Source organism: Ensifer sp. Root127, from assembly GCF_001425225.1.
GTDB classification, from domain to species: Bacteria; Pseudomonadota; Alphaproteobacteria; order Rhizobiales; family Rhizobiaceae; genus Ensifer; species Ensifer canadensis.
In genome coordinates this window covers 411,679-426,976 of the sequence record NZ_LMDX01000001.1, presented here as the reverse complement: position 1 = coordinate 426,976, position 15,298 = coordinate 411,679, and the positions used below count along the sequence as shown (strand labels likewise).

16 protein-coding genes are annotated in these 15,298 nt (G+C 62.6%); 5 read left to right on the top strand and 11 right to left on the bottom strand.

Features of this window, described 5'->3' with window-relative positions:
• Positions 1–137 precede the first annotated feature (137 nt).
• Together ASD03_RS02000 and ASD03_RS01995 are read left to right on the top strand one after the other, a co-directional pair.
• Positions 138–1,052, top strand: a complete 915-nt coding sequence (locus ASD03_RS02000) for a cytochrome c (RefSeq protein ID WP_025426282.1) — start codon at positions 138–140, stop codon at positions 1,050–1,052.
• 176 nt (positions 1,053–1,228) lie between these two features.
• Entirely contained in the window at positions 1,229–1,903 is a 675-nt protein-coding gene (locus ASD03_RS01995) for a nitroreductase family protein (protein ID WP_025426283.1), read from the top strand.
• Positions 1,904–2,124: 221 nt separating this feature from the next.
• Here the strand turns inward: ASD03_RS01995 and ASD03_RS01990 are convergent, their stop codons facing one another.
• From ASD03_RS01990 to ASD03_RS01975, 4 genes are all read right to left on the bottom strand, one after another.
• Positions 2,125–2,706, bottom strand: coding sequence for a DJ-1/PfpI family protein (locus ASD03_RS01990; protein WP_025426284.1), 582 nt, complete (start codon positions 2,704–2,706; stop codon positions 2,125–2,127).
• Positions 2,707–2,716: 10 nt separating this feature from the next.
• Positions 2,717–3,220 (bottom strand): GNAT family N-acetyltransferase, encoded by a 504-nt coding sequence (locus ASD03_RS01985; protein ID WP_025426285.1) that lies wholly within the window; start codon positions 3,218–3,220, stop codon positions 2,717–2,719.
• A gap of 257 nt (positions 3,221–3,477) precedes the next feature.
• The gene (locus ASD03_RS01980; protein WP_025426286.1) at positions 3,478–3,891 is read right to left on the bottom strand and encodes a helix-turn-helix domain-containing protein; all 414 of its coding nucleotides are present in this window, start codon (positions 3,889–3,891) and stop codon (positions 3,478–3,480) included.
• 112 nt (positions 3,892–4,003) lie between these two features.
• The gene (locus tag ASD03_RS01975; RefSeq protein ID WP_025426287.1) at positions 4,004–4,870 is read right to left on the bottom strand and encodes an alpha/beta hydrolase; all 867 of its coding nucleotides are present in this window, start codon (positions 4,868–4,870) and stop codon (positions 4,004–4,006) included.
• Between the two features lie 394 nt (positions 4,871–5,264).
• Between ASD03_RS01975 and bla the strand changes: the two genes are divergently transcribed.
• Positions 5,265–6,149 (top strand): class A beta-lactamase, encoded by an 885-nt coding sequence (gene bla / locus ASD03_RS01970; RefSeq protein ID WP_025426288.1) that lies wholly within the window; start codon positions 5,265–5,267, stop codon positions 6,147–6,149.
• Positions 6,150–6,308: 159 nt separating this feature from the next.
• On the opposite strand, the gene ASD03_RS01965 is transcribed toward bla, so the two are convergent.
• From ASD03_RS01965 to ASD03_RS01950, 4 genes are all read right to left on the bottom strand, one after another.
• On the bottom strand, positions 6,309–6,770 hold the full coding sequence (locus ASD03_RS01965; RefSeq protein ID WP_057212441.1) for a hypothetical protein: 462 nt from the start codon (positions 6,768–6,770) through the stop codon (positions 6,309–6,311).
• Between the two features lie 105 nt (positions 6,771–6,875).
• Positions 6,876–9,209, bottom strand: coding sequence for a glucose/quinate/shikimate family membrane-bound PQQ-dependent dehydrogenase (locus ASD03_RS01960; RefSeq protein ID WP_025426290.1), 2,334 nt, complete (start codon positions 9,207–9,209; stop codon positions 6,876–6,878).
• Positions 9,210–9,559: 350 nt separating this feature from the next.
• Entirely contained in the window at positions 9,560–9,859 is a 300-nt protein-coding gene (locus ASD03_RS01955) for a hypothetical protein (protein ID WP_025426291.1), read from the bottom strand.
• Positions 9,843–10,403 (bottom strand): hypothetical protein, encoded by a 561-nt coding sequence (locus tag ASD03_RS01950; RefSeq protein ID WP_025426292.1) that lies wholly within the window; start codon positions 10,401–10,403, stop codon positions 9,843–9,845. The genes ASD03_RS01955 and ASD03_RS01950 overlap by 17 nt, the downstream gene beginning before the upstream one ends.
• A gap of 182 nt (positions 10,404–10,585) precedes the next feature.
• Between ASD03_RS01950 and ASD03_RS01945 the strand changes: the two genes are divergently transcribed.
• Entirely contained in the window at positions 10,586–11,194 is a 609-nt protein-coding gene (locus tag ASD03_RS01945) for a TetR/AcrR family transcriptional regulator (RefSeq protein ID WP_225906244.1), read from the top strand.
• Between the two features lie 44 nt (positions 11,195–11,238).
• Here the strand turns inward: ASD03_RS01945 and ASD03_RS01940 are convergent, their stop codons facing one another.
• Both ASD03_RS01940 and ASD03_RS01935 read right to left on the bottom strand, forming a co-directional pair.
• Positions 11,239–12,744, bottom strand: coding sequence for a protein adenylyltransferase SelO (locus tag ASD03_RS01940; protein ID WP_025426294.1), 1,506 nt, complete (start codon positions 12,742–12,744; stop codon positions 11,239–11,241).
• A 161-nt stretch (positions 12,745–12,905) separates the two neighbouring features.
• Positions 12,906–13,862, bottom strand: coding sequence for a homocysteine S-methyltransferase family protein (locus ASD03_RS01935; protein WP_025426295.1), 957 nt, complete (start codon positions 13,860–13,862; stop codon positions 12,906–12,908).
• 241 nt (positions 13,863–14,103) lie between these two features.
• Here ASD03_RS01935 and ASD03_RS01930 point away from each other — a divergent pair, with 241 nt between their 5' ends.
• A complete protein-coding gene (locus tag ASD03_RS01930) occupies positions 14,104–14,721 on the top strand; it encodes a TetR/AcrR family transcriptional regulator (protein ID WP_025426296.1) in 618 nt (205 codons plus the stop codon).
• A gap of 3 nt (positions 14,722–14,724) precedes the next feature.
• On the opposite strand, the gene ASD03_RS01925 is transcribed toward ASD03_RS01930, so the two are convergent.
• Positions 14,725–15,252 carry a DUF1697 domain-containing protein gene (locus ASD03_RS01925; protein ID WP_025426297.1) on the bottom strand — a complete coding sequence of 176 codons (528 nt, stop codon included), beginning with the start codon at positions 15,250–15,252 and terminating at the stop codon, positions 14,725–14,727.
• Between the last annotated feature and the right edge of the window lie 46 nt (positions 15,253–15,298).

Below are 15,298 nucleotides of genomic sequence, written 5' to 3'. Positions count from 1 at the left end.
TACTGCATGTTTCCTTAAAACGTATCCGATTCAAGGATAAAAACATGCAGCAATTCAAAGTGCTACAGCGGCCTTGGCGCGTCTGATAAGACGCGCGGCGCTGTAGCGGGTTGGGGATGCAGTTGAAAGGAAGCCTGATGGGCCGACGGATTAGAAAGCTGGTCTCGGGTCTCGTGATTCTGGGCCTTGTCGGCGGTGCGGCCTTTTGGTGGCTGACCAAGCCCGCGCCCTGGGCGGCGGCTCATTGGGAGGGTCTCGGAGAGCCAGATCTGACCAATGGCGAGCAGATTTTCTGGGCCGGCGGCTGCGTCAGCTGCCATGCAAAGCGCGGCAGCGAGGGTGACGCCCGGCTGGTTCTTGCCGGCGGGCCGCCGCTAAAAAGCCCATTTGGCACCTTCCACGCGCCGAATATCTCGCCTGACGAAGCGGCCGGTATCGGCGGATGGACGCTTGCGGAATTCGGCAACGCCATGACGCGGGGCGTCGGTCGAAACGGCGAACATCTCTATCCGTCCTTCCCCTACGCCTCCTACATCAGGATGACGCCGAAGGATGTCAACGACCTCTGGGGCTACATCAAGACGCTGCCGAAGGCGAGCGACGTTGCGCCGGACCACGAGCTGCCGTTCCCCTATAATATGCGGTTGGCGCTCGGCGGCTGGAAGCTGCTGTTCCTCACCGACACCCCACGCGTGACCATCGATGCCGCCGATCCGAAGCTGACGCGCGGCCAATATCTGGTCGAAGGGCCGGGTCATTGTGGCGAGTGCCATACGCCACGAAACGCGCTTGGTGGCTTCGAGCCGGCCCAGTGGCTGGCTGGCGCGCCGAACCCGGAAGGTAAGGGACGCATCCCCGACATCACGCCGGGCTCGAAGAGCATCGGCGGCTGGAGCGCCTCCGACATCGCCTCCTATCTCGAAACCGGTTTCACGCCGGAATTCGATTCCGTTGGTGGCTCCATGGTCGAAGTCCAGAAGAATATGGCGAAGTTGACCGCTGCCGACCGCGAGGCGATTGCCGCCTATCTCAAGGCCGTTCCCGCACTCTGAAGCCTAGTCCGGGCCGCTTGATTCCGGGTGGTCGGCCCGCTCTAACGTCTCCTGGAACTACTGCATGTTTCCTTAAATCCTATTCGATTTAAGGATAAAACATGCAGCCATTCAAAGTGCTGAAGCGACCTTGGCGCGTCTGATAAGACGCGCGCCGCTGTAGGAGAAGACTTGCCATGCGTGCTCATGAAACCGTGCCCTACGACCAATGGATCGAGCGCAGCCCCGAGGAGATGGCAGCGCGTGCGGCTGAATTCTACGAGGACATCAACCGCCGCCGCACCACGCGCTCCTTCAGCGAAAGGCCGGTGCCGAGCGCGGTGATCGAGACCTGTCTGCTGGCAGCCGGCACCGCCCCGAGCGGCGCGAACCACCAGCCCTGGCATTTCGCGGTCATCGAAAGCCCTGGCATCAAGGCGAAGGTGCGTGAAGCCGCCGAAGAGGAGGAGCGCGTCTTCTATCAGCAGAAGGCCCCGCAGGAGTGGCTCGACGCGCTGGCGCCGCTTGGCACCGATGAGGACAAGCCGTTTCTGGAGACGGCGCCCTACCTGATTGCCATCTTCTCGCAGAAGCGTGGTGGCCCCAATCCGGGCGACACGAAGAAGAACTACTACATCAACGAAAGCGTCGGCATTGCCACCGGCATTCTGATCGCGGCGCTGCACCATGCCGGGCTCGCGACACTGACCCATACGCCGGCGCCGATGAATTTTCTCAACGAAATCTGCGGACGGCCGGACAGCGAAAAGCCGTTTCTGATCCTGGTGGTCGGTTACCCCGCGCCCGACGCGACCGTGCCGGTGGCCGGCAAGGTGAAGAAGCCGCTTGAGCAGATATCGACCTGGTTGTGATCGCCGAAGCATGTCGCGCAAAAGTGTTCAGCGGTTTTGCGATGCCGACAGGCGCAAAAGACAAAGATTTTGAAGCGCGGCAAGCGAATCCTACTGCATGTTTCCTTAAATCCTATTCGATTTAAGGATTAAAACATGCAGCCATTCAAAGTGCTACAGCGACCTTTGCGCGTCTAATAAGACGCGCGGCGCTGTAGAGATCGTGATGCGCTTTAACTTGCTCATGCGGCTGTCGTTGCTGCCGCATGTTCCCGGCCATAAAGCGCTGCATAGCCGTCGAGTTCGGGCGAGCCGAGACCGAGCGCGCGAAAGATCTCGACCGCAAAGGTGACCGGCGCCGTGCCGGCAGCCGTGACCACACGGTTGTGGCTGAGAGCCTGCGGCTGATCGCGATAGGAGCCGTGTCCGTGATAGCCGCGGAGTGACGCAAGGCTGTCCGCGCTGTTTCCGGTGTGATCCGTGGCGTCGAGAATTCCGCTCGACGCCAGCGCATCGACGCCGCCGCAGATGGCGGCGACCAGCCGTTCCTGCCGATGGAAGGAGCGGATCGTGGTGGAGAGGTCGGGGGCGTCGGCGGTTCCCCAGATCGCGCCGCCGCAGATCACCAGGCCATCGAAGCCCGCGGGGTCGAGCGCGTCGATCGACAGATGCGCGGAGACGTCGAGCCCGCCCATCGACGTGACTGCCGCGCCGTCCAGGGTGGCGACGTCGATATCGACGCCGAGGTGAGCGCGCGCCGTCGCCATCAACAACGCGCATTCCCAATCCGCAAACCCTTCATGAAGCACGATTGCAAGCCGCATCGCCTCATCCTCAGCCAAGTTTCTGCATATAGCGCATGCCCGTTACCGGGCGAGGTACGAAGCGCTCGGATTCGTAGAAGTGATGGGCCTTGAAATTACCCGTGGCGGCGCTGACCGACAGGTAATCGCAGCCGGCCATCTTCGCCTGTTCGCGCGCCTTGGCGACGAGGTGGCGGCCGATGCCGGTGCCGCGATTGTCGGAGCGCACGAAGAGATGATGCAGCTCCATGCCGCGCGCGCCTTCCGCAGCCCGGTAGATCGGCACGAGGATGGCGTAGCCGATCAGTCGGTTGCCGGCCTCCGCGACAAGCGCGGTGATCCAGGGCGTGCGACCGAAGAGGTCGCGCTCGAGCTGCTCCGGCGTGATCGGGGCTGCGTCGCCGTGATGGGCGGCGAGTTCCGCGATCATTTCGCGCAGTTCGGGAAGGTCGCGCTGTTTGGCGCAACGGATCGTCACCATCGGCGGCCGCGTCGATGGCAGAGGATGGAGAGAGGGGATGGCGGTCTGTAGCATTGTCGGCTCCTCATGGTTCTCTAGCCATCAGGTGCCGTGAAAAACAAAAGCCGCCTGATGGCGGCCTTGTTGAAATTGATCAGCAGGCCGCTCCTATGGGAACAGCCAAAAATACGCGCGGCAGATGGGTGCGTTCTTGATCATGTGCGTAGATTGTCCGTTTCCGCGCTTTTGTCAACGGGGATTTTTGCACTGAGTTGGAGACGGGTCGCGACTCCGTTCGAAGTCGGCCCAAGTCTGCAGCCTCGCGCCGGCGCTCAATGGTCGCTGTCGCACATGGAATGGTCTGCAAGCGCACGGATGACGTAGCAATCGCCGATCGTGTGGTCGCCGTTGCAGGCGACGATGCGCTCGAGCTCGCGTTCCAGTTTCTGCAACTGGGCGATTTTCTCCCGCACGGTGATCAGGTGTTCCCTGGCGATACGGTCTGCTTCGCCGCAGGGGCGCTCCGGATGCTGGCTCAAGGCCAGCAGATCGCGGATCGATTCGATCGAAAGCCCCAGATCGCGTGCATGGCGGACGAAGGCGAGACGTTCGAGTTCGCGTTTCTCGTAGCGCCGCTGGTTGCCTTCGGAGCGTTCCGGGGCCGCAATCAACCCCATCTGCTCGTAGTAGCGGATTGTCGGAATTTTTACGCCCGTGCGGCGGGAGAGATCGCCGATCGAATACATGTCCATGCTCCAAACCTATAGCTTCTGGAGCATTAGATAATCGCTTTCCGGCGACGGTCAATGTGGGGCTGGGAGGAAAGGCCCGATCGGGCCTTTCCCTTGGCGATGCCGGTTAGCGTGCGAGAAGGGCAAGCAGCGTCTCGTCGAAGAGATCGCTTTCCTCAAGCTGCGGTGTGTGGCCGCTTTTTTCGAACATGCGGACCGTCAGATCCGGAAAGTCCCGGCGATAGGCGTCCCAGGTCTCGGCCGGCGCAACGAGATAATCGCATTGCCCGAGTGCCAAGAGCACCGGCATCGCAAGCCGGTCGAGCCCGTCCCGAATATCGATGTCGCGAAACACTTCGCCCCAGAGATGGTCGAAGACGGGATTGTTGACGGTGACATCACGCCATAGCGGTGCCGCGTCGAAGGCGGGTAGATGCCAGCTCTTGGCGCCAAGACGGATGAGCAGCGACTTGAACCGCTCCTCCGGTCGGGCGGCGATATCGGTGCCAAGTTCGGCCATCTCGCGCTCGAAGATCGCCTTGCGCTCCGGCGCGACCAGCTCCTCCCACCGGCGATCGGCAAGCGCCGTATGCGCGGCGGAATGGCTCGGTCCGGTGCCGACCATGATCACGTGGCTGATATTCTGGGGATGGCGTTTGGCGTATTCGAGCGCCATGTAGCCGTGGCCGGAGTGCCCGAGGACGGCGAAGCGATCGAGACCGAGATGCCGGCGCATCCACTCGATATCGTCGAGGACCACGTCGAAGCCGATATCATCGCGCGTGTAGGACGCATGCGCCGGCGCGAAGCCGCGGTGATCGATGAAATGGAGCTTTGTCCGCTGGCGCAGTTGCTTCGAGAAGGTACTGGGATAGTAGGCGGCGCTGCCAATGACGAGCAGCGGCATGCCGCTGCCCTCGATGCGATAGCCGAGCTCGAACGGACCGGCGCGCAGGCTACCGGTTTCAGGCAGGGATGAACTGGTCGTTGTCATGGATATGATCCTGCAAACGGCCGGAGAACGATGGCTCAATGGTTGGCGCTCTCATCGGCCTTAAAAAAATGCCCACGCCAAACGGTGCCGCGAGGCGGCCTTGGCGTCGGTGGTTCTTTCTTGCCGGTGAGCGTCGCTAACGGATCAGGCGCACGGATCAGTATCCCTGTTTTGTTGCGACTTCATACCAGTCCGCTCTGTTGAGCCGCAACCGTCGAATCGAGACATTCGGGCCGTCATCCTCTCATTCGAAAAAAGGTGGCACAAGGACGCCACAATCACCGCCTAGCGATCTGCACGGCACTCGATTCGGCCCAGCGTCGATCCGAATGCATGTTTTGCAACAGTTAGTTAGAGCGTCGGCATATATGCGTGGCGCACGACGGAGGAACACGTGCCGCTGCTCATCAATCGCCGCCAATTGCTCGTCGGCTCCGCGCTGATCTATCCGGCAATCGCCCTCGGCCCGGCCGCAAAAGCCGCCACCGGCGGCGATGTCGATACACGCCTTGCCGAACTCGAAAAGCGCACGGGCGGACGGCTTGGCGTTTCCGTTCTCGATATGGAAACCAACGTGTCGTTCGGCCGCCGCGAGAGCGAGCGTTTCGCCATGTGCTCGAGCTTCAAGACGCTGGCGGCGGGATTCGCGCTCGCCCGTGCGGATCAGGGCGCCGAAAAGCTTGATCGCCGTATCGTCGTTGCGCAGAAGGATATCGTCGCCCATTCGCCGGTAACCGAGAAGCATGTCGGCGGCGAGGGCATGACGATCGCCGAACTCTGTGCCGCGACGTTGACGACAAGCGACAACGCGGCGGCAAACCTTTTGCTGGAAAATTTCGGCGGTCCGCCGGCGCTGACCGCCTGGTTGCGCACGATCGGCGATGAGACCACGCGCCTCGACCGGAACGAGCCCGCACTCAACGAGGCGAAAGTGGGTGACCCACGCGACACGACCACGCCTGCCGCAATGCTGGAGACGCTCGGCAATCTTGCTTTCGGCCCCGTGCTGGCGGAAGCGTCGCGCAAGCTGTTGATCGAGTGGATGGTCGCCAATACCACTGGCGACCTGCGCATCCGCGCCGGCCTGCCGAAGGCCTGGAAGGTCGGCGACAAGACGGGAACCAACGGCAACGGCGCCGCGTCTGACATCGCCATCGTTTGGCCCGAGGGTAGGGGACCGCTCCTGATCGCGGTCTACATCGCTGAGGCGACGGCGCCGCTGGCTGAGCTGAACACCGTCTTTGCCGATGTCGGCCGGATGGCGGCGGAGATGGTCTAACCGCCGATCGTCAGGTGAGCACTGGTCATGGCGTCTTCAGCTGTCTTCAATCTGATAACCTGGCCGCTGCGACGTCCAGCATTGTTATAGTCAAGGCGATCTACAGCATTCCGGGCATGAAGCCCCAGAAATGTCGTCGCGTTGAAGCTTGCAGGCGATTCATGCGGCGCTTCCGTCGGCGATATCGGATGCGGTATCGTCGCGCTGCTGGTCGATGCCCATCGCGCGTTCGACCGCCTTGCGGATTTCCTCCTCGATCGCTTCGCGCTGCGCCGGATCCATCGCCTTCAGCTCGTCTTCGGTGATGCCATGCGCTTCCAGGATCTGTGCACGGATCTGTTCCGCCAGGCTCATCTTGGCGCGTTTCAGGAATTCGTCGCTGACTGAATCGCCGGAGGCGGTCTGTTCGCCGCTTCCGATCGAAGGCTTGGCCTCTTCTTCCCGGGATGCGCTGATCCAGAAGGCGTTCGATAGCGAGGCCGACGTGGATGCCGGCGCAATGGTCGGCGAGAGCCGCGGGCGCGTGTCACCGCCGCCAGTTTCTTCGAGCGGCATGACCGTTCCCGATTGGGCACGGCGCTGCGAGAAATAATAGTTGGAGATGCTGCTATCGATCTTCATGGGAAGCCCCCGGAATCTGCTGTCCGGGGGAGGCTGCTTCTGGTGGCTTGCGCGGGGCTTGCCGATGCAACCCATTAGCGAGAATTAGGGATGCCTTTTCGCGTTTTAGGGTAGGGTATAGGCGATGACGTAGTCTCCGGGCTTTGTGCCGACCGAGCCGTGGCCGCCGGCGACGATCACCACATATTGCTTGTCGCCGACCGTGTAGCTCATCGGCGTCGACTGGCCGCCGGCCGGAAGGCGCGCCTCCCAGAGCTGTTCGCCGGTCGTCACGTCATAGGCGCGCAGATAATCGTCGACTGCCGCCCCAAGGAAGGCGACGCCGCCCTTGGTGATCATCGGTCCGCCGATGCCGGGAACGCCGACTTTGAAGGGCAGCGGCAAAGGCGTCATGTCCTCGACGGTGCCGTTCTTGTGTTTGTAGGCGATCTTGCCGGTCCTGAGGTCGGCACCGGCAACATAGCCCCATGGCGGCGCCTGGCAGGGGATTTTTAGCGGGCCGAGGAACGGGCCCATGAAGACGCCATAGGGCGCGCCGTCGTTGCGGTTGAGGCCTTGCTCGGATCCCTTTTCGTCCTGGCCCTTCGGCGGGATCTGATCGCGCGGAACGAGACGAGAGGTGAAGGCGAGGTAGGTCGGCATGCCGAACATCACCTGTCGCTCCGGGTCGACCGCGACCGAGCCCCAGTTGAACGTGCCGAAGTTGCCGGGATAGACGAGCGTTCCCTCAAGCGACGGCGGCGTATAGCGACCCTCGTATTTCAACGAGCGGAACGATATGCGGCAGGCGAGCTGATCGAACATCGTCACGCCCCACATGTTCCGCTCTTGCAGCGGGGCGGGCATGAAGGTCAGGCCGGAGACCGGCTGGGTCGGTGCGGTAAAATCTTCCGGGATTGCGCCCTTGGGTGCCGCGACTTCCGCAATCGGGATGATCGGCTCGCCGCTCCGTCGATCGAGCACATAGATGTCGCCCTGCTTCGTCGGACCGACGAGTGCCGGCACGACCGTGCCATCCTCCTTGGTGACGTCGAGCAGTGCCGGTTGTGCGGGCACGTCCATGTCCCAGAGGTCGTGGTGCACCGTCTGTTGCACCCAACGCACAGCACCGGAGTTGATATCGAGCGCGACGATGGAGGAGGAATATTTCTCCACGTGCTCGCTGCGCCCCATGCCGAGCTGGTCCGGCACCTGGTTGCCCATGGGAATATAGACGAGGCCAAGGCCCTCGTCGTAGCTGAATACCGACCAGCTGTTGGGCGAGTTGGTGCTGTAGGTCTGGCCCTCGGCAAGCGGCGTCGCTACATCGGGATTGCCGCTGTCCCAGTTCCAAATGAGCGCGCCGGTGTTGATGTCGAAGGCGCGGATGACGCCGGATTGCTCCTGGGTGGAATAGTTGTCGTTGACGGCGCCGCCAATGATCAGCTTTCCGGCAACCGCAACCGGCGGCGAGGTCGAGTAGTAATAACCGGCCGGATTGTATTTCATGCCCTTTTCGAGGTGCAGCACACCGTTGTCGGCAAAGCCGGTGCAGACGGCGCCGGTTGCCGCATCGAGCGCGATCAGGCGGGCATCGGATGTCGGCAGATAGACCCGCTCGGCGCAGACGCTGCCGGCGGTTGCCGCCGGGTCGGCCCAATAGGTGACGCCGCGGCAGGTCTGGTGCTGCCGGTCAGGGTTCATGCCGGAGTTGCTGTCATATTTCCACTTCTCTTCGCCGGTCGCCGCGTCAAGCGCGATCGCCCAGTTGTGCGGCGTGCAGGCAAAGAGCGTGTCCTTCACCTTGATCGGCGTCACCTGATAGGTGGTCTCGCCCACGTCTTCGGGGCGTTTGATGTCGCCCGTCTGATATTGCCAGGCGACCTTGAGATTGGCGACATTTTCGGGCGTGATCTGATCGAGCGGCGCATAACGCTGACCGAATGGCGTGCGCCCGTATTGATGCCATTCTCCTGATGGTACGTTGCCGCCGAGAGGCGGATTGGCGGCGACCACGTCGCTCGGCAGATCGCCGCGGATGTCGTGCGGATCCTGGGTCATCGAGTAGCCGGCAATGCCGATCGACACGAGCACGGCAAGCGCCAGCGGCCAGGCACTGGCGGCATACCGTTCTCCTGTCGGGCTCTCAAATCCGAGCGGACGCCGGACCGCCGGTAGCATCAGCCACAGGCCGAGCAGCACGATGATGCCGCCACGAGGGCCCAGTTGCCACCAGTCGAAACCGACTTCCCAGACGGCCCAGGTGAGCGAGCCAAGGATGACGAGCGTATAAAGCCAGATGGCGGCGGCCTTGCGCATGAAGAGAAGGATGGCCGTCAGCAGGAAGCCGATGCCGGCGATGAGATAATAGGGACTGCCGCCAAGCATCAGGAGCTTGGCTCCGCCGCCGCCGAGCGCAAGGCCAATGAGGGCGAAGACGATGGCCGCCAGAATGAGCATGGTGGGAACTCCCGAATTGAAGAACGGCGCCGTGGCACGGCTTTTTCATTGAGGCGGCGCGAATGAGCGGCCGCGCGGGAAAAAATCGGTTTCGGGGTCGGCGGTCGCGAAGGAGGCCGCGGCCGTCAGATCGGGCTTGGGCAAGTCACGCGACTGCCCGCCCCCTAGCACCTAACGCGCCGGTCCTGCCTTTCAATAGCCATAATTTCGCAGCGCAAAAAATTAGGGTGCCCGCAATGAAGTTGCGCGCCGAGGGATCGAGTGACGCTTTGCTGCTTTGATGTGAGGGGGCAGCCGTCGTCACGCGGCAGACGATCACTGTCGCGCGCTCACCGCGCGGTCTCGGCTGACTAAGCGAGCCGAAGGCGCAGCGGTTTGGTGTTTTCCCGACGCAGCACGCCCTTGGCCTCGAGATCGAGCTGGACGGCCTTCAGCCACCAACCGGCCTTCGCGCCGCCTGGAAAAAGATCGTCCGGCAGCAATGGCAGCAGCTTCTGCTTGGCTTCCGCGATCGTGAGGGCGGACTGCTCACGCGATAGGGCGGTGAGAAGCGCATCCTTCATTGCATCGTACTTCACCTTGTCGACACGTGTGACGTGTCCTGGGGAAACGATGTTCTGGATCTCGACCTTTTCACGTTCCATGGCCATCAAGCTCTCCCTTGACATAGTCGATCTTCGGGGACCGGAAAGCCATTGCCGCCCAGGCGCCGATCAGCTTCAGCATGGATTTTCCGGAATGACCGGCGTAGCTCGGCAGGTCGTTCTTGACGCTGACATCTGCCCGGCGGTCCCGCGTCATTACCCGCATCTGCAGGGGTGGGCGGGCGTCCTTGTCGAGACGATGCCGGTAGAGCGTCAGCCAATGGCCGCTGGTAAACTCGAGAAACATCGGCGCATTGCAGCAGGTGGCGACGACACGGCGGGTCTTCGACGTCGGCGTCAGCCGGTGCTCGCGAAGCTGATCGGCCCCACGCACGCAGTCTATCCGATCCTTGCGGAAGAGCACGAAGTCCGTGGACCCATCGCTGTTGAGTACTGGTGCGGCGCCGGGTATTGCCTCGAGCAGTGCGCCTGCCTTCCGGCAGCTCGCGCAATAGCAGGCGGTCGCCACGATCGGCCTGCCGACGGCGTGCATCTGCACCCGCCCGCAGTTGCATTGCGCATTCAAGGTCCGGTTTTCGCTCTTGCTCACCCGCCGTCTCCGCCTTCATAAGAAATCAAACTGTACCGTCCAGTTTGATTTGTCAATGCGGTCGTGCTACTGCGACCTTTGCGCGCCTAATAAGACGCGCGGCGCTGTAGTCAGGAACTTGTGCTATCGCGTGCTCATCTGAGAGGTCGTGGTTGAGAATGACGAATCCCGTCGAGACGCGAATGACGAGAAAGCGCCAGTCCATCCTGACTGCCGCCACTGAGCTGTTTCTGCAGCGCGGGTTCCTCGCGACCAACATGGACGAGGTGGCGGCGATGGCCGTCGTGTCGAAACAGACCGTTTATGCCCACTTCGGAACCAAGGAGGCGCTCTTCCTCGATATTGTCACCGGCATGACGGGCGTGGCCGGTGATGAGCTGGAGGAGCAGGTCGCCGATCCCATAGATGGGCGCCCGATCGAGGATTTTCTGCTCGATTTCGCCGAGCAGCAGCTGGCGATCGTCATGACGCCGCGGCTGATGCAACTGCGGCGCCTGGTGATTGGCGAGGCGGAACGCTTTCCGGAATTGGGCAAAAGACTGCATGCGAAGGGGCCGCGTCGTTCGATCGACAGGCTCAGAAAGGCCCTTGCTCATTACCGCGAGGCCGGCGATGTCGAGGCGCAGGACCTGCGCGCCGCTGCGTCCTTCTTCAACTGGCTGGTGATGGGCGAGCCCGTCAACGATGCCATGCTGCTCGGCGATCGGGCGATTCCCGATGCCGGTGCTCTTCGCGCCCACGCAAGGGAAAGCGTGCGGATATTCCTGTCGGCCTATGGCCGAAAGCCATAGGCCACGACTACCGGGCGCGCGCACTATGCTGCCGTCGATTTACCTCACGTGCCGCAGAAGGTTTGCCGCACTTCCTCTTCCGGCTGCGGCGGATCGGCATAGGCGGTAAAACGCGGCTGGTCTTCGTAGGGCTTGGACGTCACGTCGACGAGCGCTTCGAACAGCGAGAAGTCGGCATCTTCCGTCGCTGCTGCAATCGCCTGTTCGATACGGTGGTTGCGCGGAATATAGGCCGGGTTGACCGCCCTCATTGCCACGGTGCGCTCGCCTGCTGCGCCGGGCTCTCGCTCCAGGCGCTGTCGCCAATCGGCAAGCCATGAGGCAATCCTGGCAGGGTCGGTGAACAGGGATATCAGGGCAGCGTCCGCCGCTGGATCGGCCGCACAGTCGCAAAGCCGGCGGAAGGTGAGGATGAAGTCGGCTTCACCGTGATGCATCGCCGTCAGCAGCGCCTGGACGAGATCAAGGTCGCCTTCCTCCTCGCCGACAAGCCCGATCTTGCGGCGCATGCCGTCGAGCCAATGCCGCTGGAAGATCGCGCCATATTCGCCGAGCGCATCGTTCGCGAGATCGACCGCGGTCGCCGCCACCGGATCAAAGAGCGGCACCAGCGTCTCGGCAAGCCTCGTCAGGTTCCATTGGCCGATCGCCGGCTGGCTCGCATAGGCGTAGCGTCCGAACTGATCGATCGAGGAGAACACCTTCTTCGGATCGTAGGCATCCATGAAGGCGCAGGGGCCGAAGTCGATGGTCTCACCCGAGATCGTCATGTTGTCGGTGTTCATGACGCCATGGATGAAGCCGACATGCAGCCAGCGGGCAATCAATACCGCCTGCCGCGCGACCACCGCCTTGAAGAAGGCGAGATAGGGGCGCTCGTCATCCCGTACCTCCGGGTAGTGGCGGTCGATCGCATAGTCGGCCAGGGCCTGGACCGAAGCCATGTCGCCGCGCGCCGCAAAAAACTGGAAGGTGCCGACGCGGATGTGACTTGCCGCAACACGGGTAAAGACGGCACCCGGCAGGATCTGCTCGCGATAAACAGGTTGGCCGGTTACCACGGCGGCAAGCGCTCGCGTCGTCGGGATGCCGAGCGCGAACATGGCTTCGCTGACGATGTATTCACGCAGCACCGGGCCAAGCGCTGCCCGCCCGTCGCCGCGTCGCGAGAACGGGGTCTGTCCCGGTCCCTTCAGCTGGATGTCACGCCTCTGCCCGTTCCGATCGATGACCTCGCCAAGAAGGATCGCGCGGCCATCGCCGAGCTGCGGCACGAAGGTGCCGAACTGGTGGCCGGCATAGGCCATGGCGAGCGGCGCGGCACCGGCAGGCACGCTGTTGCCGGAAAAGATCTGCCCGCCGTCGCGCCCGAGACTGTCGACGTCGAGGCCGAGTTCTTCGGCAAGCGGCCGGTTGAGCTTGATCAGCCAGGGTTCGGCAACCGGTGTCGGGTCGACACGGGCGAAGAACTGCTGCGGCAACCGCGCAAAACTGTTGTCGAAGCGAAAGACGTCGGTTTCGGCGGTCGGCGAAGGAGGCGCGTAGTTCATGGTTCTGCGGTCAGCGGTTTCTGCCGGGACTTCCGGCCACCGCCCTTTCGCGCCAAGTCTACACGAGCTGTCCCCGTTTCGCGAGGGTTGACAGACGAGGCGGCGCCCTCCCGCGAGAGGTCGTTCGCGGGAGGGCCGGGAGGGCGAGTACCGTCTTCGTTTCAGGCGCTAAGCGCCGTCGGCGATAGGCAGGCCTCGCAAATCGCCGCGATATGGCGGTGGTCGGTGCCGCAGCAGCCACCGAGAACGCGCAGTCGCGGCAAACGATCGGTCAGCATCCGATACTGCTGGCCGAGCGCCGTCGGATCGCCGGGATCGAGCGTCTCGCTTTCGTCGAGCTCGCTGTGGCTTTTCGTCGAGGCATTGGCGCGGATGCCGCCGATCCTGTGGACCCAGGCGCTACCGGCATCGAGACTCGCGTCGAAGTGGTCGGGATGGGCGCAATTGATCATGTAGTATTGCGGAAACCGGCCGGTCGCCGCATCGACGGTCTCGATCGCATCCTTGAGCGCGCGGCCGTTCGGCAGCCGCCCGTCTGTCTCCACCGTAAACGAGATGGCGCAGGGCATGCCGTGGCTCTGCGCCGAGCGGGCGATGCCGATTGCCTCGTCGATATTGGTGATCGTATAGGCGCAAATCATGTCGGCGTCGCTGACGGCGAAGGCAGCGACCTGTGCGGCATGATAATCCTCGGCCTCGTCAGGGCTCATGCGACCAGCCCTGTAGCCGTCGCCACGCGGGCCGATCGCACCGCTGAGCACGATCGGGGCCCGCGGCCGCTCGTACTCGGCGCGCAGTTCCGTCAGCAAATAGACGGCATCCTGGTTCAGTTCGGCGAGCGCCCTGGCATCATAGCCAAGCTTGGCGCCCCAGTCGGCGCTCGCACGCCAGGTCGCAGAGTCGAGCACGAAGCCAGTGCCGTGGTGTTGTGCGATGTCGAGATAGCGCGTGTAGTAGTTTAGCAGCCGCCGTCGTCCTTCGGACGTCGACAGCAGGACGAAGGAGGCAAAGTGCGGGAGCTCGACGCCTTCGTGAAAGATCAGCGTCGTTTCCATGCCGCCGTCGCTGAGAAAGGTTGCACCTTTCATGAGCGGCAGGCTGCGTCGGTATTTGGCCATGTCGGTCTCCACCCGTTTTTTGCTAGCGTTGGATCCCGGCGGAGCGCTCCCATTCCCGCAAGGATGGTTAAATTTCTGCCTTTTTATCGTCTTCTAAACTAGGCGACTTAAGGTATACTATTGCTAATATACGTAAATATCTCAGTGAAATCATAGGCTTGCTGGTTGCGATTTGCCGCGGCATTGCTCGCTGGTCGCCATGTCATTGGTGGAAACTGTACCGAAGGTAGGGAAACGGCTAATGCGAAAGGGTGAGGAAACGCGCGCCAAGATTCTCGACGCCGCCGAAGTCTCGGTGCTGGCGAAGGGATTTGGCGGGACCTCGATCGATGAGTTGATCGCCGAGACCGGTATCACCAAGAGCGGTTTCTTCTACCATTTTCGCGACAAGAACGAGCTGGCGAAGGCGCTGCTCGAACGCTACGTTGAAAACGACGAGCGGATCTATGACGAGATCTTCAGCCGGGCGCGCGAGCTTGCGGACGATCCGCTCCAGGCGTTTCTGCTTGGCCTCAAGCTGTTGTCGGAACTGCTCTCCGATCTTCCGAACGGTCACCCCGGCTGCCTGGTTGCGGTGATCTGTAGCCACGAGCGTGCCTTCGACCGCGACATACAGGAGATCAATCGGCAAGCGGCGCTGATGTGGCGCCGCCGTTTCGGAGCGATGTTCCGCGATATCATGCAGGTCTACCGGCCACGTGAGCCGCTGGATGTCGACCAGCTTGCCGACATGGTCTCAACGGTGATCGAGGGTGGCATCATCCTGTCGAAGGCGCTGAAGGAGCCTAAGAACCTGCCCGCCCAGCTGCTGGTCTTCCGCACCTTTGTCCGGCTGCTGTTCCAGCCGGCAGCCCCGTGAGCATCAGTCTTTGTCGTCTTCCATGGTCTGCGCCATTTCGGCGAGCTTGCGCACCGTATTGAGGTTGCGCGCGGTGCCCGGCTTCAACGCCGGCAGCTTCAGCTTCGATCGCCCGGATCCACCAGGATAGTGCACATAGATTTCGTGCCCGGCGACCTGCACTTCCTCACCGTCGGGCGCGACAAGCCTGTCGAGCGCGTCCGCCGGCGCCGCATTCGGCAGGAAGACCACATGCAGCAGATTGGTCTTGGCGTCGGGGAAGGGGGCGTTCTCGGCAACCGTCTGCAGCTGCCTGGCGTTCTGGATCATCACGCCGGGCGCCTTGCCGAGCTTCTCGCCAAGCGCAGCATCGAGTTTTGCCGCCGCCTCCGGCGCCGGCAAATCGGAGCGGAACAGCACGTTGCCGCTCTGGATATAGGTCTTCACGTCGTTAAAGCCGAGCCCCTCGCAGATCGCTCTGAGGTCGGCCATCGCCAGCATGCCGGCCCCGCCGACATTGATGGCACGAAGGAGGGCGACGTGAACGGGCATGGTGCGTCTCCTCTTGCATGTTTCCTTAGATCGTATCCGACCTAAG